Source organism: Macrococcus epidermidis (genome assembly GCF_024205965.1).
GTDB lineage: Bacteria > Bacillota > Bacilli > Staphylococcales > Staphylococcaceae > Macrococcoides > Macrococcoides epidermidis.
Map to the genome: position 1 here is coordinate 482,170 of NZ_CP073819.1, position 25,765 is coordinate 507,934.

23 protein-coding genes are annotated in these 25,765 nt (G+C 33.8%); 16 read left to right on the forward strand and 7 right to left on the reverse strand.

Features of this window, described 5'->3' with window-relative positions; all coding sequences use genetic code 11:
- The first annotated feature begins 58 nt into the window (after positions 1-58).
- Complete coding sequence (gene rocF, locus KFV12_RS02655; RefSeq protein ID WP_111714049.1) at positions 59-961, forward strand: arginase; 903 nt, start codon at positions 59-61, stop codon at positions 959-961.
- Between the two features lie 33 nt (positions 962-994).
- Here the strand turns inward: rocF and KFV12_RS02660 are convergent, their stop codons facing one another.
- Positions 995-1,438 carry an ArsR/SmtB family transcription factor gene (locus KFV12_RS02660; protein ID WP_099577239.1) on the reverse strand — a complete coding sequence of 148 codons (444 nt, stop codon included), beginning with the start codon at positions 1,436-1,438 and terminating at the stop codon, positions 995-997.
- Between the two features lie 433 nt (positions 1,439-1,871).
- On the opposite strand from KFV12_RS02660, the gene KFV12_RS02665 reads away from it, so the two are divergent.
- The 5 genes from KFV12_RS02665 to glmS all read left to right on the forward strand — a co-directional run bounded on the left by KFV12_RS02665 (position 1,872) and on the right by glmS (position 8,586).
- Positions 1,872-3,140 carry a tetratricopeptide repeat protein gene (locus KFV12_RS02665; RefSeq protein ID WP_170122409.1) on the forward strand — a complete coding sequence of 423 codons (1,269 nt, stop codon included), beginning with the start codon at positions 1,872-1,874 and terminating at the stop codon, positions 3,138-3,140.
- 31 nt (positions 3,141-3,171) lie between these two features.
- On the forward strand, positions 3,172-3,981 hold the full coding sequence (cdaA, locus tag KFV12_RS02670; RefSeq protein ID WP_111714051.1) for a diadenylate cyclase CdaA: 810 nt from the start codon (positions 3,172-3,174) through the stop codon (positions 3,979-3,981).
- Positions 3,981-4,916: a CdaR family protein gene (locus tag KFV12_RS02675; protein WP_111714052.1), complete on the forward strand. Its 936-nt coding sequence runs from the start codon at positions 3,981-3,983 to the stop codon at positions 4,914-4,916. The genes cdaA and KFV12_RS02675 overlap by 1 nt, the downstream gene beginning before the upstream one ends.
- A 26-nt stretch (positions 4,917-4,942) precedes the next feature.
- Positions 4,943-6,292 (forward strand): phosphoglucosamine mutase, encoded by a 1,350-nt coding sequence (gene glmM, locus KFV12_RS02680; protein ID WP_254257215.1) that lies wholly within the window; start codon positions 4,943-4,945, stop codon positions 6,290-6,292.
- A gap of 491 nt (positions 6,293-6,783) precedes the next feature.
- Positions 6,784-8,586, forward strand: a complete 1,803-nt coding sequence (glmS, locus tag KFV12_RS02685; RefSeq protein ID WP_254257216.1) for a glutamine--fructose-6-phosphate transaminase (isomerizing) — start codon at positions 6,784-6,786, stop codon at positions 8,584-8,586.
- Between the two features lie 167 nt (positions 8,587-8,753).
- Here glmS and KFV12_RS02690 read toward each other — a convergent pair whose 3' ends face one another.
- Together KFV12_RS02690 and KFV12_RS02695 are read right to left on the reverse strand one after the other, a co-directional pair.
- Complete coding sequence (locus KFV12_RS02690; protein ID WP_239243423.1) at positions 8,754-9,467, reverse strand: zinc ribbon domain-containing protein; 714 nt, start codon at positions 9,465-9,467, stop codon at positions 8,754-8,756.
- 11 nt (positions 9,468-9,478) lie between these two features.
- Positions 9,479-10,462, reverse strand: coding sequence for a zinc ribbon domain-containing protein (locus tag KFV12_RS02695; protein ID WP_254257217.1), 984 nt, complete (start codon positions 10,460-10,462; stop codon positions 9,479-9,481).
- Between the two features lie 246 nt (positions 10,463-10,708).
- Here KFV12_RS02695 and KFV12_RS02700 point away from each other — a divergent pair, with 246 nt between their 5' ends.
- The 3 genes from KFV12_RS02700 (at position 10,709) to KFV12_RS02710 (ending at position 13,183) form a co-directional block, all read left to right on the forward strand.
- Positions 10,709-11,254 (forward strand): hypothetical protein, encoded by a 546-nt coding sequence (locus tag KFV12_RS02700; protein ID WP_240839354.1) that lies wholly within the window; start codon positions 10,709-10,711, stop codon positions 11,252-11,254.
- Between the two features lie 281 nt (positions 11,255-11,535).
- Complete coding sequence (locus KFV12_RS02705; RefSeq protein ID WP_254257218.1) at positions 11,536-12,303, forward strand: hypothetical protein; 768 nt, start codon at positions 11,536-11,538, stop codon at positions 12,301-12,303.
- Positions 12,296-13,183: a hypothetical protein gene (locus KFV12_RS02710; RefSeq protein WP_254257219.1), complete on the forward strand. Its 888-nt coding sequence runs from the start codon at positions 12,296-12,298 to the stop codon at positions 13,181-13,183. Before KFV12_RS02705 ends, KFV12_RS02710 begins: the two co-directional genes overlap by 8 nt.
- A 22-nt stretch (positions 13,184-13,205) precedes the next feature.
- On the opposite strand, the gene KFV12_RS02715 is transcribed toward KFV12_RS02710, so the two are convergent.
- Complete coding sequence (locus KFV12_RS02715) at positions 13,206-13,589, reverse strand: hypothetical protein (protein WP_254257220.1); 384 nt, start codon at positions 13,587-13,589, stop codon at positions 13,206-13,208.
- 124 nt (positions 13,590-13,713) lie between these two features.
- Between KFV12_RS02715 and KFV12_RS02720 the strand changes: the two genes are divergently transcribed.
- Both KFV12_RS02720 and KFV12_RS02725 read left to right on the forward strand, forming a co-directional pair.
- Positions 13,714-14,820: a glycerate kinase gene (locus KFV12_RS02720; RefSeq protein ID WP_254257221.1), complete on the forward strand. Its 1,107-nt coding sequence runs from the start codon at positions 13,714-13,716 to the stop codon at positions 14,818-14,820.
- Positions 14,821-14,901: 81 nt separating this feature from the next.
- A complete protein-coding gene (locus KFV12_RS02725) occupies positions 14,902-15,903 on the forward strand; it encodes a hypothetical protein (protein WP_133422441.1) in 1,002 nt (333 codons plus the stop codon).
- 44 nt (positions 15,904-15,947) lie between these two features.
- Here the strand turns inward: KFV12_RS02725 and KFV12_RS02730 are convergent, their stop codons facing one another.
- Positions 15,948-16,850 (reverse strand): CPBP family intramembrane glutamic endopeptidase, encoded by a 903-nt coding sequence (locus tag KFV12_RS02730; protein ID WP_239243431.1) that lies wholly within the window; start codon positions 16,848-16,850, stop codon positions 15,948-15,950.
- A 110-nt stretch (positions 16,851-16,960) separates the two neighbouring features.
- On the opposite strand from KFV12_RS02730, the gene KFV12_RS02735 reads away from it, so the two are divergent.
- The 3 genes from KFV12_RS02735 to KFV12_RS02745 all read left to right on the forward strand — a co-directional run bounded on the left by KFV12_RS02735 (position 16,961) and on the right by KFV12_RS02745 (position 20,947).
- Positions 16,961-17,491 carry a hypothetical protein gene (locus tag KFV12_RS02735; protein ID WP_111714065.1) on the forward strand — a complete coding sequence of 177 codons (531 nt, stop codon included), beginning with the start codon at positions 16,961-16,963 and terminating at the stop codon, positions 17,489-17,491.
- A gap of 128 nt (positions 17,492-17,619) precedes the next feature.
- Positions 17,620-19,773 carry a Z1 domain-containing protein gene (locus KFV12_RS02740; RefSeq protein ID WP_254257222.1) on the forward strand — a complete coding sequence of 718 codons (2,154 nt, stop codon included), beginning with the start codon at positions 17,620-17,622 and terminating at the stop codon, positions 19,771-19,773.
- Between the two features lie 127 nt (positions 19,774-19,900).
- Positions 19,901-20,947 carry a hypothetical protein gene (locus KFV12_RS02745; protein WP_254257223.1) on the forward strand — a complete coding sequence of 349 codons (1,047 nt, stop codon included), beginning with the start codon at positions 19,901-19,903 and terminating at the stop codon, positions 20,945-20,947.
- Positions 20,948-20,989: 42 nt separating this feature from the next.
- Here KFV12_RS02745 and KFV12_RS02750 read toward each other — a convergent pair whose 3' ends face one another.
- Entirely contained in the window at positions 20,990-21,169 is a 180-nt protein-coding gene (locus KFV12_RS02750; protein ID WP_133446609.1) for a hypothetical protein, read from the reverse strand.
- Between the two features lie 159 nt (positions 21,170-21,328).
- Between KFV12_RS02750 and KFV12_RS02755 the strand changes: the two genes are divergently transcribed.
- Positions 21,329-22,378, forward strand: a complete 1,050-nt coding sequence (locus KFV12_RS02755; RefSeq protein ID WP_254257224.1) for a hypothetical protein — start codon at positions 21,329-21,331, stop codon at positions 22,376-22,378.
- A 43-nt stretch (positions 22,379-22,421) separates the two neighbouring features.
- On the opposite strand, the gene KFV12_RS02760 is transcribed toward KFV12_RS02755, so the two are convergent.
- Complete coding sequence (locus tag KFV12_RS02760) at positions 22,422-24,833, reverse strand: MMPL family transporter (RefSeq protein WP_254257225.1); 2,412 nt, start codon at positions 24,831-24,833, stop codon at positions 22,422-22,424.
- A 142-nt stretch (positions 24,834-24,975) separates the two neighbouring features.
- On the opposite strand from KFV12_RS02760, the gene KFV12_RS02765 reads away from it, so the two are divergent.
- Complete coding sequence (locus tag KFV12_RS02765; protein ID WP_254257226.1) at positions 24,976-25,530, forward strand: TetR/AcrR family transcriptional regulator; 555 nt, start codon at positions 24,976-24,978, stop codon at positions 25,528-25,530.
- The last annotated feature ends 235 nt before the right edge of the window (positions 25,531-25,765 follow it).

Below are 25,765 nucleotides of genomic sequence, written 5' to 3' on the forward strand. Positions count from 1 at the left end.
TGTATAAAATTAAAGTAGTCAGATTATTTAAAAATTTATGGAATAAGGGGAAAACATAATGAATAAGACAATCGAGATTATTGGAGCGCCAAGTGCTTTTGGTCAACGTAAATTAGGGGTGAATATGGGACCAGATGCTATGCGCTATGCGGGATTAATTGAAAGGTTAGAAAGTATTGGTCATACAGTTATTGACCAGGGAAACGTGGAATCACCAGCGATTGATATGAAGAAATATAAATCAGAACAAGGTGGTCTTCGTAATTTAGAAGAGGTTACAACATTCTGTGAATCACTTTGTGAAAAAGTTGATGGAGTAGTACAAAAAGGTAATTATCCTGTTGTCATTGGTGGAGATCATTCAATTGCAATGGGTACTATCAGCGGTATCGCTAAGCATTATGAAAATTTAGGTGTAATCTGGTATGATGCGCATGGTGATTTAAATATCGATGAAACTTCACCGTCTGGTAACATTCATGGCATGCCACTAAGAGCTTTAATCGGAGATGGTCATGAAGATTTAGTTAATATTGGTGGATATAAGAATAAAGTGAAAATAGAGAATATCGTGTTAATCGGTATGCGTGACCTTGATGAAGGCGAGAAAGCATACATAAAAGAAGTAGGTATTAAAACATATACGATGGCTGATATCGATCGTTTAGGTATTGGTACAGTGATTGAGGAAACATTAGCTTATTTAGATAAATGTGATGGCATCCATTTATCATTAGATGTCGATGCTTTAGATCCTGTAGAAACACCAGGAACAGGAACGACAGTGCCAGGTGGTATCACATATCGTGAAAGTCACTTTGCTTTAGAATTATTAAATGATAGTGATAAAATAACTTCATTTGAAATCGTAGAAGTAAATCCATTGATCGACATTTATAATAAAACAGCTGAGCAAGCTGTTGGTTTAGTAGGTTCTTTCTTTGGAGAAAAATTGTTATAAATAAAAAAATAAATAAATAATATTCCCTGCCAATTAATTTTGGTCAGGGAATATTTTTATTTGGTAATTTGAATCACCATTTTTAGATGAAGCTTTCTTAACATACTTCTTAAGGTCTTTTTTAAATTCAGGAAATTCTTTTTCGTTGATTTGAAGCTTAAATGATAGATTATCTTTCTTGCTATCTTCCTCTGCATATTTCAGTAAATCTAGTTTAGGAACAAGCTGTTTTGCAACAGGTGCATAAAATTTTTGAATAATACTATGCTTTTGTTCTGTTTTCACTAATTCTATAATGCCTTGTTTTTCAAGTTCTGCTAAGTGGTAATGAATTTTTGCGCGTGGAATTTCTAATTCATCCGCAAGCTGTTGGCCAGTTTTCGCTTCAACTGCAAGTAATTCTAATAATTTAATACGAAATGGGTCACTTACGCACTTTAACTGAGCAAGGTTTTCGATTACTAAAATATCTAACATTACGCTTCTCCTTAGTATTATTACTTATTTTATTTAGATAATTATATTATCCTTGTTAACTTCAATAATGTCAACGAATTACACTAATCGTTTAATTTTATTATTAGCATTATGTTTTCACTATGTTTTCCCTACCTTTTTTCTATCTTTTAGATACGCTTTGAATAATCTTTGATATTTAATTTCTGTTAAAAAGATAAAAATCATAAGTTCATATTATTAATATTATTTGTATTTTCTTAACATATTTATAATAGATGTAAATAATGTTGTATTTCATATTTTTTTATTGTGGGATATTGAAAGTAACGTCTATTATTCAGTTCTATTTTCTTAACATTATCGAATATTATCAATGTAAATAGTAAGTTACTTATGGAATGTTAACTTTATTTCGTTTATGATGATATTATATGAAAAAGAGGTGAATCTCGTGGTTGGTCAAAGAATAAAAGAATTACGTAATCAGGCAAATTTAACACAACAGGAATTAGCTGATGGTATTATTTCAAGAACATATTTAAGTTTAATAGAAAAGAATTCGGTACATCCTTCTACCAATGTCCTAAAGAAATTGAGTGTGCGTTTAAATTGTACATTGGAGGATTTTACAAATACATCTGAAGATCGTAATTTAAGTTTATTAGAGATTAAAAAAGAGATTAAATGGGCTGAGAATCATGTATTGATGAATGATTTCAAAAAACTTGGTGCCTTTATCAATAAGAATTACGAAACGCTTGAGAGTATAACAGAAGCTGAGCGTGGAGCTATCAGCTGGGTAACAGCCAGTTATTATTTTCACCAAAAAGACTATGATAATGCCCGTAAGTATGTAGAGAAGGCGATAGCGATCGTTAAAAAGATGCGAGATGTAACTATTTATTTACGTTCATTAGAATTATTAGGTCGAATTGAATATGAAGTTGGCAATGTCATGGAAGCCATTAATCAATTAACTAAAGCAAATAATATTACAATCGTTGAGAATGTTGTAAATATTACACGTGTCTCTATTCTTTACTATTTAGGACAATATTATTCACGTGTCGGTGAATTTTACGTTGCAATTAAACTGTGTGAAGAAGCAATTGATTTAAATATGAAGCTTAATACGTATCATATGGCATTAAATATCGAGAACACATTAGGCCGTTCTTATCATGCAACGAAAGATTTTGAACAGGCTGAATATCATTATCGTCGAGCAATTAGTTATGCTGAACTGCGCCCAGTCTCATTTGATCTAATAGGTAGTTTGAGTAATCTCGCGATGCTCTTAATGGAGCTGAATCGTTCAGATGAAGCATATGAAATCATTTTAAAATGTAATAAAATGATTGATAACTATCGATTTGATCATCCTTATGCAGTTAATATTCGTCTGCACTTAGCAGAGGTAATGATACGTAAAGGTATGTACGAAGAAGCGAGAGCAATTATTGCTGAAAATATTAAAAATGATGATACTGGATATGGTGAAGAGTTGATGGGTGACCTCGAATATCAACTGGAGAACTATCAAGGTGCATTAACTTACTACAAAATTGCGTTAAATGGTAATGAGCATGTGTACTATTTTGGTAGAATTTCGAAAAAGATTGCAGAAATTTATGTGAAACTTGGAGATTTAGAACAATCCAATGAATATTATAAAAAATGCATCAATCTATACGAAGATTCCCTGCCATACATGGTATAATTATTTTTAGCATGAATATGGAGGAGATACAATGCAGCTCTTTAGTGTACTTGATAATTTAAGTACTATTAAGATCATTACGGGCATCTTAGACTTGCTGATTGTATGGTATGTTATTTATTTGTTAATCAATGCAATTAAAGGCACGAAAGCCATCCAATTATTAAAAGGTATCTTCTTTATTCTGATTGGTAGAACACTGAGTAATCAGCTGGATTTAACAACAACGACGAAAATGTTTGATATGGTTATGGAATGGGGTTTCTTAGCCATCATTGTTATCTTTCAACCAGAATTAAGAAGAGCTTTAGAACAGCTCGGACGAGGTAGTTTATTTAAACGTAATGCAGCAAATTTAAAGGTTAACCAGGCAAAGCTTACAGATGCCATGGTAAAATCCGTACAGTATATGGCGAAACGTCGTATTGGTGCGTTAATCGTCTTTGAAAAAGAAACAGGATTACAGGATTACATAGAAACGGGTATACCCATCAATGCAGATATATCATCTGAATTATTAATTAATATATTTATTCCTAATACGCCATTACATGATGGTGCGATGATTGTACAAGGTGATAAGATTGCTGTTGCAGCAAGTTATCTTCCTTTATCAGATAGTGCTAAGATTCAAAAGAGTTTAGGAACACGTCACCGTGCCGCAGTGGGTATTTCTGAAGTGTCAGATGCTTTTACTGTAGTTGTTTCTGAAGAAACCGGCGATATTTCAGTGACGTATAACGGCAGATTACGTAAAGATGTATCATTAGAAGTGTTTGAAGCCTTGCTTACGGAACATTGGTTTAGTACACATGTCACGAAGAAAGGTGTTGAAGAATAATGCTTGAGAATAAATGGGGACTGAGATTTGTTGCATTTGTACTCGCTTTGTTTTTATTTTTATCAGTTAACGATGTCTTCGCACTTTTTGGTGATAATCAATTCAACCAGAATGATCAGACGGTCATTGAAGATGTCCCGGTTAAGATTGTGTATGATGACAAAAACTTGTATTTAACAGGTGCACCAAAGACCGTAAATGTACGTGTCAGCGGTCCGCAGTCTATCGTAAAGAAGACTGAGAGTATGTTAGACTTCACGGTAACGCTTGACTTGTCCAGCTCTAAAGTTGGAGAATATAAAAAGAAGTTCAAAGTAAAAGGTATTTCTGATAAATTAAATTATGAAGTGATTCCGAAATTTGCGAATATCACTTTATCAGAAAAAATTAAAGATACAAGACAAGTAGAAGCGGAAGTAAGCAATTCACGTATAGCTACCGGCTATGAACTGACAGGTAAAGAAGTTGATCCGTCACAAGTAACCATTACAGGTGGAGAAGACGAAATTAATAAGATTGCATATGTGAAAGCAACATTGCAGGATAATACGAAATTATCTAAGACAACAAGTGAAGAAGCAGAAGTTAATGTATTTGATTCTAATCTTAATAAACTTGATGTATCCGTAAAACCTGCTAAAGTAAAAGTTAACATCAAGATTGCACCGACTTCAAAGACGGTAGCGATTAGTGCAAAGAAATCAGGACAATTACCTTCAAACCTAAAACTAAACAGTCTGGAACTATCTGAATCTGAAGTAGAACTATTTGGAAAGCGTTCGGTGCTAGATGGTATCGGTAGTTTAGCGATTGAAGTGGATTTATCGAAAGTAACAAAAGATACAGTCGTTAAGGAAAATATTCCTTTACCGAAAGACGTATCAAGTGCCAATCCAAAGCAAGTAGAAATTATGATAGATGTATCTAAAAAATAACGATATGAATAAAAGGAGTTTAAAAAATGGGTAAATATTTTGGGACAGACGGTGTAAGAGGTGTAGCTAATAGTGAGTTAACACCAGAATTAGCTTTTGAATTAGGGCGATACGGTGGTTATGTATTAGCACACGGCGGAACGGCTAAACCAACAGTAGTTGTAGGTCGTGACACACGTGTTTCTGGTATTATGTTAGAGTCAGCACTTGTAGCAGGATTATTATCTACAGGTGCCGAAGTAATGCGTTTAGGTGTTATTTCTACACCAGGTGTTGCTTATTTAACGAGAGAATTAAATGCACAAGCAGGCGTTATGATTTCTGCAAGTCATAATCCAGTACAAGATAATGGTATTAAATTCTTCGGATCAGATGGTTATAAATTAAGTGATGCACAAGAAGCGGAAATCGAAGCTTTATTAGATGCGAAAGAAGACACTTTACCACGTCCAACAGGCGTTGATTTAGGTCATACTTCAGATTACTTTGAAGGTGGACAAAAGTATTTAAGCTTTATTAAATCAACGATTGACGGTGATTTAGAAAGATTAAAGATCGCATTAGATGGTGCACATGGTTCAACATATTCATTAGCGCCTTATTTATTCGGTGATTTAGAAGCTGATACAGTAACAATCGGCTGTAATCCAGATGGTAATAACATCAATGATGGTGTAGGTTCAACGCATCCAGAAGGATTGGCTGAATTAGTAGTGGACTCTGGTAGTGACTTTGGTTTAGCTTTTGATGGTGATGGAGACCGTATTATTGCAGTAGATGAAAAAGGTCAAATCGTTGATGGCGACCAAATTATGTTTATTTTAGCGCAAAGTATGCATAATGAAGGTACTTTAAAGGACAACATGGTTGTATCAACTGTAATGAGTAACTTAGGATTCTATAAAGCATTAGATGCATTTGATATTAAATCAAATAAAACGAAAGTAGGAGACCGTTACGTTGTTGAAGAAATGAGAAACGGTAAATACAACCTAGGTGGAGAACAGTCTGGACATATCGTAATGATGGATTACAATACAACTGGTGACGGATTATTAACAGGTGTTCATTTAGCGAGCATCATTAAGAAATCTGGTAAGACATTAAGTGAGTTAGCAGGACAAATGAAGAAATATCCACAACGTTTAGTAAATATCCGCGTTTCAGATAAACATGCTGTTGAAGAGAACTCAGCAGTCGCTGAATCAATTGCAAAAGTTGAAGCAGAAATGAACGGTGAAGGACGCGTATTAGTACGTCCATCTGGCACTGAACCATTAGTACGTGTAATGGTTGAAGCAAAAACTGATGAAGATGCTGAACGTTTTGTAAACAGTATCTCTGATGTTGTACGTGAACATATGGGGATAGAATAAAATTATATAAGGGCCAAATCTTCTGATTTGGTCTTTTTTTATGGTTGTTAACTACAATAATTTCGAAAGAATCTTGCAAATAATGACAATAAAAAAATAATTTAACTCATATTTATAGTATAATAATATAAAATCTGAAGCTTGTATTGTTTTGATATATAAGACAAGTTGTATTAATAGTTCTATTTCCGAAAGATATAAGCTTCTAATACTTGTCTAATTTATATGAAATATAGTACAATTACAGAAGTTTAACTGAAAGCGAGGGTTGTTAAAAACTGAATATACAGCGCCAGAACAGGAAACTGTTGACGAGGAAGATGGTTATCGAAAATTCGGCGGATGCCATCACGGATAGTAGCTATTCGATAGTTGATGTAACAAACCACTTGGGCAACTGAGTGAACAAAAGACATCAACATAGCACAAATAAACAATCTATTTAAATTAACTTATTTTAAATGCGCCAATGCGCTCAGGAGGAACTTATTATGTGTGGTATCGTAGGTTATATTGGAACACAAGATGCAAAAGAAATTTTATTAAAAGGTTTAGAAAAATTAGAATACCGTGGTTACGATTCAGCAGGTATTGCTGTACGTAATGGTGAAGATGTACGTGTGTATAAAGAAAAAGGTCGTATTGCTGAATTACGTAAAGCAGTAGATTCAACGTTTGAATCAACGACTGGGATTGGTCATACACGTTGGGCAACTCATGGTGTACCAAATCGTGAAAACTCTCATCCACATCAATCTGAAAGTGGTCGTTTCACTTTAGTACATAACGGTGTTATTGAAAATTATGAACAATTAAAAGAAGAATTCTTATCAGGAGTAACTTTTAAATCTGATACAGATACTGAAATTATCGTTCAATTAGTAGAACACTTCTCAAAACAAGGTTTAGATACTGAGAAAGCTTTCACTGAAGTAATCAAATTATTACACGGATCATATGCATTAGGATTATTAGATAGCGAAAACCCGGATGTTATTTATGTTGCAAAAAACAAATCTCCATTATTAGTAGGTTTAGGTGATGGATTTAACGTTATCGCATCTGATGCGATGGCAATGTTACAAGTAACAGATACTTACGTTGAATTAACTGACGGCGAAATCGTTCTTGTTGAAAAAGAAAAAGTAACAATTAAAGATTTAGACGGTAAAGAAATTAAACGTAAACCTTACAAAGCTGAAATTGATGCAAGTGATATCGAAAAAGGCACATTCGCTCATTATATGTTAAAAGAAATTCATGAACAACCAGCTGTAATGCGTAAAATTATCCAAAAATATCAAGATGATAAAGGTAACTTAGTTATCGATAAAGATATTGTAAAAGCAGTACGTAAAGCAGATCGTATCTATATCGTAGCTTGTGGTACTTCTTACCATGCTGGTTTAGTTGGTAAAGAATATTTAGAAAAATGGTCAGGTGTTCCTACAGAAGTGCATGTTGCCTCTGAGTTCGTTTACAATATGCCATTACTTTCTAAGAAACCATTATTTATCTTCATTTCACAATCAGGTGAAACAGCAGATAGTCGTGCAGTATTAGTTGAAGTAAAAAAATTAGGTTACCCGGCGTTAACAGTAACTAACGTGCCTGGATCAACTTTATCACGTGAAGCTGACCATACATTAATCTTACATGCTGGACCAGAAATTGCTGTAGCATCAACAAAAGCTTACACAGCTCAGATTGCGGTACTTGCTATTTTAGCTCAAGTTGTAGCTAAGGATTCTGGAATTGACACAGGTGTTGACTTATTGCCTGAACTTGCTAAAGTTACTTCTGCAATCGTATCGATTGTTGATGATGCAAATAAAATGGAAGATTTAGCACGTCAATTCTTATCTACAACACGTAACGCATTCTTTATCGGCCGTACAATGGATTTCTATGTAGGTCTTGAAGGCGCTTTAAAATTAAAAGAAATTTCTTACATCCAGGCTGAAGGATTTGCCGGCGGAGAGTTAAAACACGGAACGATCGCATTAATCGAAGAAGGTACGCCAGTAATTGCATTAGCTACTCAAGAAAAAGTAAACCTTTCTATTCGTGGTAATGTGAAAGAAGTAGTAGCTCGTGGAGCAAACCCATGTATCATTTCTATGTCAGGATTAGAACAAGATGGAGATGCATATGTCATTCCAGCGGTTCATGATATGTTAACACCATTAGTATCAGTTATTACATTACAATTAATTTCTTACTATGCAGCTTTACACAGAGGTGCAGACGTGGATAAACCACGTAACTTAGCGAAATCAGTTACAGTAGAATAATATGAATATGTATAGTGTCTAAACATTATTGTTTGGGCACTTTTTTGTATTAAAAATCATTAAAATGAGTGTATTTAATTATTAAGGATATTTATCTTATTTTGAATTAGGCGTTTTAACAAAAATATACCCCTCCTATGCATTCATGCATGGGAGGGGGTATACCTTTAGTAATTCAATTGATTTTGAACTGCACTTGCAGCAAGTTGTGCAATAAATATAGCAACTGATTCGGCAACCATCATCGTAAGTAGCGTCTGACAAACGATAAATGTCAGAATGAGATAGTAACTTGCGATACTCGTTTTTTGTTGTGATATATATTTGGTTAATATATAGAGCGGTGATACTAAAAATACTAAGAAGAATAGTAGCATAAAGAACATACCGATTGGTTCAGCACCCATTCTAAAAAATAATGCACCAAGTATAAGACTGATTATTGAGAAAGTATTTAATAAGATATAATCCGATAATATCTTTTGATAGCTTATTTTTGATGCTGTAAAAAGATGCAGCAAACCGTAGATAAGGCCTGTAGTCCCTCCGATAATCATAAATGCTAATACGAAGATTTTTTTGATAATTGGAAAAGCAGGCACATCATTACCGATAAACATCACGATAATTGATAATAATATTAGTGGTATTGCAATTAAAGATAATGATAATAAGTAACTGTATTTATGATCACTCAAGATTTCTTTATCATGTGAGACAAATACATTTTTGAAGAAGTTTCTTCCTTCGCCCACAATTTTAGTATCCTGAATCGTAGCAAATGTTTGTTTTACATTTGACAGGCCATCTAAACGATAACCACACTTGCCGCAAAATAAATCATCTGCACTTACGGTATTTTGACAGTTAGGACAGTTCATATTGTTCCTCCTTATAAATTAAATGGTAAATTGAAATTTTGTAGCGTACTCATTACTGCATTTTGTATATCTCTAATCGCAAAATCAAATACGAAATAGTAGGCAATCAATACGACGACACAATAAAGGATAACACCATAAAAACTTGCGATTCTCGATGGTCTATGTGCTGCATATCTTGCAATAAGATAAACAGATGAGATAAATATAGATGTAATGCCTAAAATAAATAAAAATGATGGCGCGATACGTAAGTCAATCCATGTTAATATAAATCCAATAACGATAAGTGCAATAGAAACGGTATTGAGTAAGACATAATCTGATAAAAATTTATGGAAATCAACTTTAGATGCGACGTTTAATACGATTGCGCCAAATGTGACACCAATAGAAATAGCGAGGAGTATTAGCACACCAAAAGCAAACTTAAATGCGATTGTGAATTTGCTTTGTCCGCTCATTTCAATAATATCCGGTAAATTTATAAGTGTGCCAATAAAGATTATTAATATACCTGCTCCGATTAATCCAAGGAGTAAGCCCATAGAGAACTTTCTTTCTCCACTTAAGATGTTATCATGTTCCTTCAATGCACTGCTGACAAAGCCATAGCTTTCCTTTGCTACTTGTTGTGATTGATTCGCTAGTTTTTCAGTATCTATTTCAATCTTTGGATACTCTTTTCTCACAGGTTCAGACTTCATATGTGTCGCTCCGCTGTTTTCAACTTTTTCAGTTTCAGTAAATGATTTTTCTTTCGGTTCATCAACCTTTGTCAGTTGAGGTTCTTCTGTTATTACATCTTGCTGATTGATAATAGGCTCACGTTTATTAATCACTGGTTCTGATTGAGGTATTAATTCATCATTTTTCTCCTCTTGAACTGGTGGGGTATAAACGACTTTTTCGTTTGGTTGTTCTACTGGATGTCCACATTCACCACAAAAGCGATCTCCCGGTTCAATTGGAAACCCACATGCTGTACACTTCATATGTATCCTCCTTTAGCTTATTAATCATAGTTTAATGGATTACATGTTTTTGAACAATATACCAAAAAATGAATAATTACTGATTAATTATAAGTTTGTAATAATAGATAATAACGTTAATTTGTTCAAATTAATCATAATTAACGAAAGTATTTTATTAAAATTTAATTCTTTAAAATTCTTTATTATTATTCACTTCTTTATATTGATTTGTTATATAATGGAACTGATGAGAGGATGATGAATATGAAAAAACTATTAACATGTTGTCTGGCAATGCTACTCCTTTTCACATTAACAATCGATGCGAATGCGGCATTAAAGAAACCCTCTGTTCCTAACTTAAAGAATAAGACGGTTATTCAGGCGATGAAAAAAGGGAATTATAAATTAAACGGTATTAAAATCGGTAACACGTACGGCTATGTGAAGCAAAAATGGGTGAAACCTTCTTTTAAGGTGACGTCACTTTATCAACGTTATGATTTTGAATATCACTATATGACAGAACGTGGTGATAATACGATTCTTTACTTTACAGGTAAACGTGGTGATAAACCGGAGCAGTATCGTCTGCGTTCAATTAGTTTTGCAGGTATTCCGCAATACTTTACAGTGAGTGATATGAATAAATATTGGGGAGAAGGCGATCTTTATTATCCACAAGCAGGTACGATTAATTACATTCAGGGTAATACATTATTATCATTTGATGTGAATGGAAGTATTGCTTATGTTGCACAATTACATCCCGAAGACATTAAAGAAATACTAAGAAAATTTGCATTTTAAAAATTAAATATTGTAAACATTCGTAACCACCAATAATATGCAATTATTGGTGGTTATTTACATTATTAAAGTTGATTAGTTTGTGCTATCACTTAAAAATGTTGTTAGTCATAACTAATTTCAAAAAAATATTATTCTACGTTAGTTTTATTTTTATTTAGTTATTTTTATGTTAGTTTTATTATTTTCAAAATTAGAATTTAATGTCAATGCTTCAATAAAATATTGTGTATAATTTGATATAATTAAATTATATAGATATACAAAAGGAGGTTATTTTATTGAATACGATTGATATGTATTTAGTATTAGATGATATGAATAAAAAATATCCGGAATTAAAACTAAATGACGCAGACCAACTCATTTTAAGGACGCTAATCTACACCAATTATGCACTGGATTCTGTCGAATATATTACAGGACAAGATAAACAATCTATTCTAGATGTATATCAAAAGATAATGACCTCTCAAATTCCGCTAATGTCTAGTCGAGTGGATGATCGTCGTCATAAGAAAGCAGAACTTACTAAACCAAGAAGCTTTAAACGTTTGGATATGGTAGAGTTTTTAAAGCAGGAATTACGAACTGAAAATCCTGATATCGAATTTATCAGTTTAAAATATAATGTGTTAACATGTCAAATAGGGGAACGCTACTTTACGATCTATGTGAGTACTTCAAGAGATTATGAGTTTCTCAGAGATGAAGAGTTGATCATTAAGAAACGCGTTGCTGCATGGCATAAAGGTGATGAGCAAATCTTCAGTGACCATGATTATTACGCCTTAATGGTTAAAGTTGATGAACGTTCAGAATACATAACAGATAATCCATCAGGTATCGAATATTTATTATTAAGTCAGCAGGAAATTCAGGAATGGCTACAACAAAAAAGTAAAAATCAAAGCGGCATGATTAACTGTTATGTCCATTATATTCAAGATAAAAATGGTACTGCGATAAGAAAAATTGAAGACTCCAGAGAAACACCAAAAATTTCATTAAGGCGTTATCATAGACGAGGTTATAAGTTAAGTGAGTAGCGTGCAACGCTTCTGGAAACACTATACAACGTTTCCGGAAAATACACCAGAACATGTATCGAATTATGCAGCTTTTCATCCATTTGACCTTGAATTTTTCAAAGAACATTATCCCCATTTTTTCGATGAAATCACACAATTAAATAGTAGAAAGCTGCAGGAACGTTTGAAATTTGAAAGACATCTACTACAGGTAAATGGGATGTATAAATTAGATCATAAAAATAAAATGGTGAAAGACGAAGAACATATTCATATATGGGCACCAGAGCCATATACAGGCAATTTAGAACAGGCAAAGTTATTGATTATGCTTGTCAATCCTTCGTTTGATCCGAAATATCACCCATCAGAATATGAAAAACGTGTTAAGTTTGATAATCTGCATCTCGACTTACCCAATTATTCACCCTATGAATTTACAGATGGTAAGTTAAATAAAGAGAATTCATTAAACTGGCATTATCATTATATGTACCAATACATAGAACAAGAAATTGGTTACTTCCATCCTAATCAATTGTTCACATTGCAATATTATCCATATCCATCATACTCAAGAGATGATGTAACATTCTATAACGAACTATTGCCTAGTCAGGTTGCAGCTGTAGAAACGGTAAGAGAAGCGATGGCTAAAGGAATGAGCTTAATCGCGAGAAGTACGGATAGAACAAGGTGGTTTGCTCATATCCCGGAACTTGCTCAATACGACAAGTTATTCGTGTTTACAAATTATAAGCAACCTTCATTACACCCAAACGAAGTATTGCGTTATGATACGTATCGTAAGAAAGATATTCTCAACATGAGAGGTCTGTTAAAAGAGACACGCAAAAAAGACTGGCAAATGTTGATTCAGGATATCGTGCCGGAATAAAAAACAAGCGATAGCATACGAGCTACTGCTTGTTTTTTCCATTTAACTGATTAATACGTGTACGTATTTCGAAAAATACAGATAAAATAAGCATGAATTCAACGATTTTCGTTAATATGCCTAAATCATAAACAAATATACCGATTAACACAATTAACCCGAATATAAATAGCAGAATTGCTGCTATAAGCTGTTGTTTAACCATGGCAGTCGTCACAACTTTACCAGACTGCGTAAGCATTGCATTGTATAAATTAAATAGCATAAATAACCCAATGGATATTAAATAGAGCGCATTGACGACTCTATTCGGATCATTATGTGTAATCCCATCATATAAATTAAAAATTTGTGCCATAAAAAATAATAATGCAAAAAGTCCAATTAAAATATTACCGAACTTCATCATGTACTCCTTTTGAATGTATAAAATAATATAATATACAATTATCATACCATAAATGCGTTTTATCAAATCAAACTGAAGTTAGATTGATGTATTATGGATGATAATAGAGGAGGGATTTACGATGAAAATTTTAATAGCCCCTGATTCTTACAAAGAATGTTTAAGTGCGATGCGTGTGGCAGAATGCATGGCTGAAGGACTACAATCTTCAATACAAGGTGCTGAAGTGATGCTTCGACCGATGGCAGATGGTGGAGAAGGAACGGTTGATGCATTAATCTATGGATTGAATGGTAAGAAAGAAGAGATACATACTGTTGATATGTATAGAAGGCCATTGACGACATATTATGGCAAGCTTGATGACACAACTGCAGTGATTGAAGTGGCTAATATTATCGGAATGGAAGTAACGCGAGCGCGTAATCCTTATCTTGCTTCAAGCTTTGGTGTTGGTGATGTTATACGTCAGTTAATTGAACGTGGATATAAGAAAGTATTTATCGGTTTAGGTGGTAGTCTAACGAATGATGGCGGTGCAGGTTTATTAGAGGCACTTGGATTACAATTTATTGATAATAAAGGACGAATCCTTACTATTAATGGTAGAAACTTATCCGAAATTAGATTGATAAAAGGCCACCTGATACCTGCGCTAAAAGAAATTGAACTTCATTTAATTTGTGATGTGACAAACCCTTTAACCGGTGAGCATGGTGCAACATATACTTATGGTAAACAAAAGGGAATTGAAGAAGAAGAGATGAAAGCTTTTGATGAAAGTATTGCCTCATTTGCTGTTAAATTAGAACAACATTTAAATGTACACTGTCATCATATAGAAGGTGCCGGTGCAGCTGGTGGCATAGGATATGGATTATTATGTGTTGGTGCTGTGATGCATAGTGGTGCTGAATATATTGCAGATATTGTATTGAACGATCTTGATTTAAAGACATTCGATTATATCTTCACTGGTGAAGGGAAAAGTGACTTCCAGACACAGTACGGAAAGCTACCAGTTTGTGTTGCAAATAGAGGGAATGATGTGGGCGTGCAATCAATACTTGTGGCAGGGGGCTTAGGTACAAATTACGAAGCACTTTATGATCACTTCTTAAGTATCCACTCAATTACTGATGGACCGATGTCACTCGATGATGCGATGGATAATGCTGAAAGATTAATCAGTAACACGTGTAGGAATATAGGAAGATTATTGAAATAATTGTTAATATTATTCAACTGTTGTGTATTATTTCCTTTGCTTCATGTATAATAAAAGAAAATAACTGATGGAGGTATTCCAATGAAAAAGCAAATTGTAATGGGGATTGTTGCAGGGTCATTATTATTGTCAAATTCAGCACATGCAGAAACTCGTCCAAGTGATTTACCACGTAAAATTCAAAGCTATGAAGCGGTATTGAAACAATCAGTATATGCATTTGACAAAGCAAATTATAATGTGATTAAGTTATACAAAGGTAGAAAAATCACCATAGTTGAACGTAAAGTGTTAGATGGTTATGACTATTTAATAGCGAAAGGTAACATTTATATTCCGATTAATAATAATACTGTAGCTATCAAGAAGAAAGTTGCCGGAAAAGTAAATTACAATACGTATCGCATGTCTAAAACATTACAATCGGAACTTAAGAAACTTGGCCCAAATCATAGAGACTATGCAAATTACAAGCGCGATGCCATCAGTTATGAGAAAGAAATGAAACGTTCTATTGATGCATTCCTACCTTCACTAATAGCAGTGAAACTGCACAAACAAACAACAATTCCTGCAGGATTAGAAGGTCCTGATACAATGACTTATAAGCAGTGGGCATCTTCGAATTATGCACCGAGTCCAGTGAGAAAAGTGACATGTCCGGTTTCAAAAGGTAATAAACTTAATCTATTCAGTAATTCATTTATCAATCACTTCTTTGGTACTAATAGCTATCGCTTAAATACGACTGCCCCTGGTCAATCATTAAACTATGAGAGGCCTGTATGTAAGATGACTGGAACAGGCTTTGGCTATTTCTTATCGAATGGGAATGTAGGGTATAGTTTAACTGCAAATTATCCTATGAAAGTGAAACAAACAGCTGTCATTGCAACATACCCATATAGTTATAAAACAATCATAGATAAATTTGGTAAACCGACATCAGTTAAACACGTCGTTAATAGAGTAGATGAAACACAAGTAACTTATAATGCAGATAAACATAATGGATATAAAGTAATCGTTGGTTTTGATCGATATAAAGGTAATTTAAAATATATGATTAAAGTAAGAGACTAATAACATAAAAAGTATACAAATTATGCTAAACAAAAAGAGCCAAGTTAGGCTCTTTTTTGTGTACCGTATTTTTTAAGACTTAATTTTAGTAATAAAGCGATCACGAGAATTGAGATGACAGTGACAACAAGCCCACCTTCTAACCCGAAATGCCCACCATTTATAATAGCTTTATCCATATTCGATTCAGTATTTAAGATGGTTGCTGGTAAAGCCTGCCCACTTACTTCATTGCCTAAAAATACACCAAGTGTTATGTTCCAGAAGCTATGTGCAGCGCCTGTCAGCCAAATATTATCAGACCAGTAGAATAATAGTGAGAATACGATACCTGCCAGGAATAAGTTAACAAAGCTAAGGATACTCGTATTCGGATTTAAGAAATGCAGAAATGAGAAGAATGCTGAATTGATGATGATACCAGCAGGCACACCGATTTGATAGCTGATTTTGTTCATCAAGAAACCTCTGGCAATCACTTCTTCAGTTAAACCTTGTATCATAAATAGTCCAATCACCCATGTTAAAGTAAACCAAGGAATACTAGCGTTAACCGTGCTCTGCATTGCACCGAATAATAGATTGATGAGGTAGACGATAATGATGATTGCCATCCCTAGAAGCAATCCGAATCCATATTTAGAAAATACTTTTTCTTTAAAGAAACCCAATGCCTGGACAGGATGACGATAGGCAAATTTATTGATGATCAGACATGCAACGAGCAAGAAAGGAAAGATTAACAAACTGATGAGCGTACTGAGCGGTTCTTCTTGTAATTCAGTAAGTGTTGCCGTTGGATTGAATGCGAGAATAATGGGCACTAATATTAATCCAGCAATGATTTGAACGATAAAGAAGATTGCAAATGCAATAAGTAGCGTCGCGTACCATGGAATATTGCTCGGAGATTTTTTAGATAGCGATATACTTTGATTGAAATTCATAATGTCGCCTCCATATAATTTTACCACTAGTATAGCATAGAAAATTTACCGTATATTGTGAATTTGTAGTATCATAGAATTTGGGTGAAATTTAGAACGGAGATGAACACATGAACGTAAAAAAGATGAGTATTTTATTATCGGCAGCAATTATACTTGTAGCATGTGGTAAAGAAGATACTGCACCGAAAGAAAAAGTGAAGACTGAGCAAAAAGAAAGTGCTGCAGATATCGCTAGAAAGAAAATTAAAGCGAGTCGTGAAAAACATAAATCAAATAAAAATGATTCAAATACGACTGAAACAGAAACAACTGAAACTGCAGCTACGACTGAAGAAGTGAATACTACAGAAGCAGTGACGACAGAAGAAGTTGTCAAAGAGAATGTTAATAATATTACGAATAGAAATACATTAAGCCAGATTATATACAGTAACGATTATACATATGATGAGAAAATGGCAGCATATCAAAGTGGTGTAGCCAATGGTGTGATTCCGCAAGGCACAAACACTTCATCACCAGCCGCTGCATTTGAAAGTGCATTACAAGTAGAGCGTACAGGAGCACAATCTACGACAGAAACGCCAACAGCAGCACCAACAGTAGATCCGAATACTGGATTACCAGTGCAGCCGTAGGGGAGTTTGGATGAATGGGAAATGTTGCGGAAGCGGCTGTATTTAGAATTTACAGCCGCTTTCACCATAAAAATAGAGAAATCAGCTGACTGCTGGTTTCTTTTTATTGTTAAGTTTAGGAGAAGATTATGGATTTAAATCAGGGTGTGTTTATTAAAACACTTCAACATAAAAACAATTATTCAAAAGATGAATTAAAAGCAATGCATGATACTGTAAATAACTTAATAGAAATATCTACATCAGAAAATAAGCCTGGTATGCTTCTTGGGCGTATACAGTCTGGGAAGACACGTAGCTTTATGGGCTCGATGGCACTTGGCTTTGATAATGGCTTTGAGGTAGTGATTATCTTAACTAAGAACGCTAATGCACTTGCACGACAAACGTATGAACGGCTGCATAAAGAATATGAGGAATTGATTGATCTGGACTATATGTCAGCCTATGACATCATGAGTCTACCTGATGATTTACGTAAATTTGAACTAAATAAGAAAATCGTCATTGTCGTTAAGAAAGAAAAGAAGAATGTGGAACGATTAACGAAAGCTTTATTTGAAATGTATCCGGTACTTAGAAAGCGTCAGATGATGATTATCGATGATGAAGCAGATTATGCGTCAGTTGTTTATGATAAAGATAAGGATAAGAACTTAACGGAACTCAAGGTCATTGCATCCCAACTCGATCAAATCAAAAGAGAAATTCCTACAGCAGCCTACTTACAAGTAACTGCGACACCGTATTCACTATATTTACAGCCGGACAGTGAAGTGTTATCTGCACGTGGTTATCAACCGAAACGGCCAGCTTTTACAGTGCTTGTACCGACATATCAGTCGTATGTAGGAGGAAAGTTCTATTTCGAACATTCTAAATATGAAGGTTCTGCAAGTCACGTCTATCAACCGGTAAGTGAAACTGAACTGGAGCTGTTACGTAAAGAAGATAACCGACGTGTAAAAGATGCATATGTACTTACTACTAAACAATTAAATGGGTTGCGCAATGCACTGATTAACTTTGTAGTCGGTGGTAAGATTCGTAACCTTCAACAAATAGCTCAACAGGAACGACCTAAAAAGTATGCTTTTATTATGCATACCATTACGACAAAACGCGCACATATGTGGCAATACAAAGTTGTGTTGAAGATAGAACAGAAGCTCACACAACTGATTGAAGAAAACGAAGCTGCATTTAAATCAATTATTCTGAAAGCATATGAAGGATTTAAATTATCTTCAGAATCAAATTATTTTCCGGATGAAAGCGACGTTTATGAAGCGGTAAAATCAGCATTTCTTGATGAAGAGCTGTTGATTACTATCGTTAATTCAGAACAAGATGTAAATCAATTACTGGATAAACGAGGAGAACTGAAACTTCGAGCACCACTTAACTTCTTTATCGGTGGTCAAATTCTTGATCGCGGCATCACAATCGGCAATTTAATTGGTTTCTATTACGGACGAGATCCGAAGAAGTTTCAGCAAGATACGGTACTCCAGCATTCGCGTATGTACGGGGCACGACCAAAAGAAGATTTGTCTGTGACGAGATTTTATACAACACACAGAATCTATGACGTGATGGAACGTATGCATGCGTTTGATGAAGATTTAAGGAAGGCATTTGAAACTGGACGTAATGCGGGAGAAGTTATCTTTATGATGCATGATACAAAGAAAGACATTGTACCATGTAACCCTAATAAAATTCTGTTGTCGAAAGTGATTACGATTAAAGGAAAGAAACGTTTCTTACCGGTTGGATTTCAGACGAAAAGCCGTAGCGAGATGATACGTCGTACAAAGAAGCTGGATACGATGATACAAGATTTACGTAAGTTTGCCATCGATCAAAATAACAAAGACGCACGTCATATACTCGTACCTGTTCAGAAAGTAATTCCGATACTTAAAGAAATAACAGAATGTCTCATCATGGAAGAAGGGTATGAGTGGAACGTTGAAACTTATAGCGCTATACTCAATTATTTATCAAGACTACCAGGAAACAATACAGGATATGTCTGGATTGTTACACGTGAAAACCGTAATATATCACGCTACCGTCAAGATGGCGTAAGGTTTGCAGATCGACCAGATAACGGACAGGATGAACTTAAACAAAGTTATCAGCTTGGTACGACACATCCAACTGTAATGCTGCTCAGACAAAACGGAAATGAGAATGAAGGATGGCGCGGTGGACCTTTCTACTGGCCGGTCATTGTCGCACCTGCACAGATGAATACGATTGTATTTGAAGGATAAAAATCATGTTAAAGAATACACCATAATTATATTTTTTTAAATACAAACTAAATAAAATAATACTTTTATTATTTCTTCAATATAGTAAAATTTATATTAACAAACTAATTTACTTGAGGAGAAAGCAATGAAGAAATTATTAGCAGCAACACTTATCATTTCAGCATTATTACCGACTACTGGTGCAAAAGCAGCAGTGAATCAATGTGAAATACCTGGCAAATATTATGATTCGAAATCTGTAGATAGTGTGCAGGATTTAAAAGCATTACAAAACGGTACGTATCAGGCACGCGGTGTCAAATTAAATCAGTCATACAAATATGTGAAATCAAAGCTAGGGCAACCTGAAACGCTGGAAATTGAGAAAGATAAAGAAGGAACGATGATGTATGCAGGATATGGTGACTATGAATTTGGATTCTATTCACCGAAACGTTATATTACACGTGATAGTTTAAAACTAATCTCTATCGAAATGTATTTAAACGATAAAGCACGTATGTTACGTCGTGATATCATTGCAACTTTAGGTGAACCAACAGGTAAGTTCCACGATGAGGACTATGCATTAGAAGAAAGCTTCGACTATTTACATGCGAAATATACAGAGATTTCAAAAGGTTATTTAGCTGAAAGTGTTGCGATGTATCATCCGAAATATGATAATCATTCACGTGTATTCTATAAAGGTAACTTTAGAAAGAATCAATTGAAAAATGTAGCAGAAAAATTACCGACTATTACAGAATTAAAGGCAATGAAAAATGGTAAGTATAGCTATAAAGGAATTAAACCAGGAATGTTATCAACAGATGTGTACAAAAAAGTTGGTGCATCTAATACAGAATCATTCTTTATTGATGAAGAAGGGATGACATTGGATCAAACATACGGTGTGAATGATTGGATGATGCTTTCTTATGATTCAGAAAAGTGTGATGGCAAATATAAATTATATAATATTTCATTTGCTTATGAACAAAAGAAGCTCTCAGAAAAGCGTATAAAAGCATTGTTTGGTAAACCTGATGACACATATGGTGTTGATACATATGAAAACGAACAAGGAAAACTTGTAAAAGAGAAGACAGTTGACTATGACAATTTGAGTCTGACGTATGAAAAAGTTGGTAAAGATTATTATGTAGCTGTTGTTTCGTATACAAAATAGTAAACCGTGAGCGATTTGCTCACGGTTTTTTAGTTTTTAGACTTATGAATTTTTACGATGATGCTCTCGTTCAACTGCATCAAGTTTGTTGTCAATTGCTGAAGTATTTTGTTTCGCTGCATTTTTCGATGAGTTAATCATCATAATGACAACCCACGCGATGATACCGAAGATAACCATTAGAAATAAGATTAACGCCAACGACATTGTCATCATTAACATGTTATCACTCCTTTAGTTTAATATTACCCCAAATCAATTGAATTATTCTACATATAAAGTTAATACACTAAAGTAATAACTTGTTAAATACTTCAATAAATTTACATACAAGATATATATTACATGATACAATGAAAGAAAAATACTGGAGGTATCAACATGAAAAAAATTATAGCATCAGCATTAGTATTATCAACATTAATCGGTGGAGGACATGCTGCTGAAGCAAAGTCACAGCCGACATGTAAAATTGAAAAGTCTGTTGATCATAAGTTTCCAAACATTAAAAATCAAAAGACGATTGATGCATTAAAGCATTTAACATATAAATATAAAGGTGTTGGCATCGGTACAACTTATGCAGAAGTACTTAAGAAGTTAGGTGCACCAGAAACGATAAGTTATAGTACATCTGAAGCGGGTAAAGAAGTTACTGCACAATTTGGAAGTGTTATGATTAGTGCGATTAATCAAACTGGTAAGGGTGGATATAATCAGGCAAAAGTTTATAGTCTTGAATTTATAAACCAGGGTGATCAACGTACAACACGCGATGACATTAAGGCGATGTTAGGTAAACCGACAGATACAATGAAAGAGAAATATAGTTTATTAGAAGTTTATAACGATTTCTCAATTTCTTATAAGATCATTAATAAAAGATCTGAAATCATTGAAATGGCAATGACGGATTTGTCTAAGATTAACTCAAAATATAAAGAGAACAATACATCACGCATTAAAAATCAAAAGCCACATAAATTTACAGCGAAAGAATTACTTGCAATCAGAGATGGAAAGTATAATTTCTATGGCTTGAAGTTATGGATGACACCAGAAGCGGCAAAGAAAGCTGTTGGAGGAGCGAATGAAACTTCAACGACACGTATTGGTAAAGATTATTTAATGACACAAACATACGGTAAGGATGATTTCTTAAGTGTGGATTACCGTTCTAACGATTGTGGTAAGACATACAAAATTTCTAACTTTATGGTCGATTATGATTTTGCGAAACAATCATTAACTGATATTGAAAAAGTAGTCGGTAAACCAGATCGTTCTGAAAAGGGCAGCTATGTTGAAGAAGAGAACGGTGTGAAGGGTAAAAGAATTCCTACAGTAATGAATGAATATGGTCACTTAGCATTAAACGCTGAAAAGATTAATGGTAAGTGGCATGTTTTAGATATTCAGTATGTGAGATAACAAATAAGGACCACATGAAAATTGATTCATGTGGTCCTTATTTTTAATTATTCATATATTTTTCAATCAGAGTATTTAAATCTTTTATATTATTACTCTGTTGTTTTAATAAAGCTAATAATTCAGGTTGACTCATTTTATCGACTTCTATTTCTTTAGTAGTCGCTTTATTTGTGTGGACGGTTGTTTCGAGTTGCGTTTCATTTATAGAATGTTTATCTGTGTCTTTAATATATGCTGTCATTGCTTTTTGAGATGGTGTATAAATTGTAGACACATTGCTTGTAGATTGCTGCATTTTAACTTCGTCATGCATTAAATTATGACCTTCTATATCAACAACAGGAAGGATACGATCTAACCATTTTGGTAGATACCATGATGCTTTACCAAATAATAAAGTTAGAGCTGGAACTATCATCAATCTCACGATAAAAGCATCAAACAGCACACCGAATGCTAAAGCAATTCCCATCGACTTAATCATGACATCATCCTGGAATACGAAACTGATGAAGACACTGAACATAATAAGTGCAGCAGCAACAATTACTGGGCCACTTTCTTTTATTCCTACTTTTAACGAATGTAAATTATTTTTAGTTTTCGAATATTCTTCGTGTACACGCGACATTAAGAATACTTCATAATCCATAGCTAATCCGAATAATAATCCAATCGTGATAACTGGTAAGAAAGCTAGTAATGGCCCATTTGCATCTATACCAAATAATTCACTCATGACACCTTGCTGCATTACTAATGTAGTAAAACCAAGTGTAGCTAAAAGTGATAATAAAAATCCGGTAACTGCAATTAATGGGATTAATAATGATCTAAACACGATCATAAGTAATACGAAAGCTAAACATATTATAACACCTGCAAATAAAGGGATTGCATCATTTAGTTTCTTAGACATATCAATGTTAATGACAGTCTGGCCAGATATTTCTGTTTGATAATCAAATTTGTCTTTTGCATCTTTATTATAATCACGTAAATCTTTTGCAAGCTCATTCGTTGATTTTGCATTCGGTCCTTTTTCAGGAACAATAGTAATCAATGCGTAGTTATTATCTTTTGCCATCTGTGGTGGAGATACAACATCCACATGATCCATATCATTAATATCATTAATAACTTGCTTAACATTACTTTGAAGTACTTTAGGATTGTCTTTATCGGCAGTAGTTTTTATTAACATTGGAATAACCCCGTTATAACCTTCACCGAATTCATCTGAAATGATATGATAAGCTTTTCTTTGTGTACTATCTTCAGACTTCATTCCGTCATCAGGTATACCTAAACGCATATCATTTACAGGAATAATTAATCCACTTAGAAAAACTAAGCCTAAGAGTGCTGCAATCCATGGTTTACCTAAAACAAATTTTGACCAGAAAGTATCATAATGTTTCTCTTTCCTAACAGTTGCTTTTGGTTCTATTTGCTTATGAAATACACTGATTAGCGTTGGTACTAAAGTTAAAGAAGTTAATACTGCAAATAAAACACTTAATGCTGAAGCAAGCCCCATTACTGATAAAAACTTAATACCTACAAGCGATAGACCACATACAGCGATCATGACTGTAATACCAGCGAAGACGACAGCACCGCCAGCAGTTCCTAATGCAAGTCCGATAGCTTTGACATGATCTCTTTCATGTTTCTTGATTTCACGATAGCGATATAAAATAAATAATGCATAATCGATACCAAGAGCGAGACCAATCATTACAGCTAGTGTCATTGTGATATTGGGAATTTCAAAGATATGCGTAAGTAAACCGATAATCCCAACACTTGAAATTAAACCGATGAGAGCACTAATAATTGGCATACCTGCAGCGATTAGAGAAGCGAAAGTAATCATTAATATAATAAATGCAACACTAATGCCAATGACTTCACTAGTTACACCCAATTCATCTTCTGCATTCATCCCACTACCTGTTAATTCAATCTGTAAGGTAGTATCTTCTTTTAATTCCTTTACTTCGTCTTTAACTTTATCGATAGACTTTTTATTTAAATTAATTGGTTCAGTATCATAGGTGACATCTGCATATGTGGCAGATTGATCTTTGTTAATAAGTTTCATCTCATAAGGATTAGAAACTTTATCGACATGTTTATCATTTTTTTTAATATCTTCCAACATCTTTGTAACCGCAGTTACATTATTTTTGTTTGTAATTTCACCATCTTCATTTGATTTTAAGACAATACGTATCGTTGCTTTACTACTATCTATACCGTACTTATCTTCAATCTTTTCATTCGTATCAAGTGATTTGATACCATCCATCTTAATCTCGTTAGAGAAAGTTGGCGGATCTATAGCGATAGGTGTAAGAATAGATGCGATGATGAGCACCCAGATAAATACACCTGCTAATTTATGCGTTGCCATAAAACGCCCTAGTTTGTTTAAGAAATTTGCCATAATTTGACCTCCTATTTAATCTACAATATAGTTTAAATATATTGTGTTGTTTGTGTGAATTATAATACTAAGGATTACGATATAGGAAAAGAGATAAAAAATTTGTACTGTATAGATAATCTACAGAATAGGAGAATTGTATATGAATGAGAATGATTTGAGAGTGAGAAGAACGAAAAAAATGTTGATTGATGCGTTAGGTAATCTTTTAGAAAAACATACCTTTACCTCAATATCAGTCAATATGATATGTGATACAGCTATGGTACATCGAACAACATTCTATAAACACTTTTATGATAAATACGATTTGCTAAGCCACTGGGTGCATCAAATAGCTGGAGAATATGAGAAAATTCCTTTTGAGCGAAGAGTGAAATCACCATTTCAATCCCTAAGTTTAGTGTTCTTGAAGAAATTTGAAGAAATCGATCGAAAGCAGGAAGAGGACCAACAATTTAGAGAGACAGTTATTAATGATTTCGTAAAGCTGTTTAAAGAAGACTTAGAAAAGAACATCGATAAAATTGAATACGAACAATCTATACCTGAAAGTCTTGTATTCTTTATGTTCAGTTCCAGTATACTATCAATTATTGCATGGGCGAAGCACGAATCAATTGATTTACAACCTGAAGAATTGGACGCATTGTTTTTAAAGATTAACCAAATTAAATTAAAAGATTTAAAGTCATAAAAGAGAACCTATAATAAATATAATAACTTACCACAATTATAGGGCTGATTAATTGTGTTGCTAAACCATACTAATATATTAACGCCTAAAGCAAAGTATGGTTGATAGAAGAGATAAAACAGAAAAACATGATGAATTCAATATATCATTCAAATCTAAGAAAAGTGTCAAACAGTAGTATTTGAAGGATAAATATTAATAAATTTATCTTGTAAATGATATACAATTAATATAC

Bases quoted from the DNA above. Each gene is read 5' to 3' on its own strand.
- KFV12_RS02660 (WP_099577239.1), bottom strand. From the start codon at position 1,438: ATGTTAGATATTTTAGTAATCGAAAACCTTGCTCAGTTAAAGTGCGTA.
- KFV12_RS02700 (WP_240839354.1), top strand. From the start codon at position 10,709: ATGAAAAAACTATTAACATGTTGTCTGGCAATGCTACTCCTTTTCACA.
- glmS (WP_254257216.1), top strand. From the start codon at position 6,784: ATGTGTGGTATCGTAGGTTATATTGGAACACAAGATGCAAAAGAAATT.
- rocF (WP_111714049.1), top strand. From the start codon at position 59: ATGAATAAGACAATCGAGATTATTGGAGCGCCAAGTGCTTTTGGTCAA.
- cdaA (WP_111714051.1), top strand. From the start codon at position 3,172: ATGCAGCTCTTTAGTGTACTTGATAATTTAAGTACTATTAAGATCATT.
- KFV12_RS02760 (WP_254257225.1), bottom strand. From the start codon at position 24,833: ATGGCAAATTTCTTAAACAAACTAGGGCGTTTTATGGCAACGCATAAA.
- KFV12_RS02765 (WP_254257226.1), top strand. From the start codon at position 24,976: ATGAATGAGAATGATTTGAGAGTGAGAAGAACGAAAAAAATGTTGATT.
- KFV12_RS02750 (WP_133446609.1), bottom strand. From the start codon at position 21,169: ATGTTAATGATGACAATGTCGTTGGCGTTAATCTTATTTCTAATGGTT.
- KFV12_RS02720 (WP_254257221.1), top strand. From the start codon at position 13,714: ATGAAAATTTTAATAGCCCCTGATTCTTACAAAGAATGTTTAAGTGCG.
- KFV12_RS02695 (WP_254257217.1), bottom strand. From the start codon at position 10,462: ATGAAGTGTACAGCATGTGGGTTTCCAATTGAACCGGGAGATCGCTTT.
- KFV12_RS02675 (WP_111714052.1), top strand. From the start codon at position 3,981: ATGCTTGAGAATAAATGGGGACTGAGATTTGTTGCATTTGTACTCGCT.
- glmM (WP_254257215.1), top strand. From the start codon at position 4,943: ATGGGTAAATATTTTGGGACAGACGGTGTAAGAGGTGTAGCTAATAGT.
- KFV12_RS02730 (WP_239243431.1), bottom strand. From the start codon at position 16,850: ATGAATTTCAATCAAAGTATATCGCTATCTAAAAAATCTCCGAGCAAT.
- KFV12_RS02755 (WP_254257224.1), top strand. From the start codon at position 21,329: ATGAAAAAAATTATAGCATCAGCATTAGTATTATCAACATTAATCGGT.
- KFV12_RS02690 (WP_239243423.1), bottom strand. From the start codon at position 9,467: ATGAACTGTCCTAACTGTCAAAATACCGTAAGTGCAGATGATTTATTT.
- KFV12_RS02715 (WP_254257220.1), bottom strand. From the start codon at position 13,589: ATGAAGTTCGGTAATATTTTAATTGGACTTTTTGCATTATTATTTTTT.
- KFV12_RS02725 (WP_133422441.1), top strand. From the start codon at position 14,902: ATGAAAAAGCAAATTGTAATGGGGATTGTTGCAGGGTCATTATTATTG.
- KFV12_RS02745 (WP_254257223.1), top strand. From the start codon at position 19,901: ATGAAGAAATTATTAGCAGCAACACTTATCATTTCAGCATTATTACCG.
- KFV12_RS02740 (WP_254257222.1), top strand. From the start codon at position 17,620: ATGGATTTAAATCAGGGTGTGTTTATTAAAACACTTCAACATAAAAAC.
- KFV12_RS02735 (WP_111714065.1), top strand. From the start codon at position 16,961: ATGAACGTAAAAAAGATGAGTATTTTATTATCGGCAGCAATTATACTT.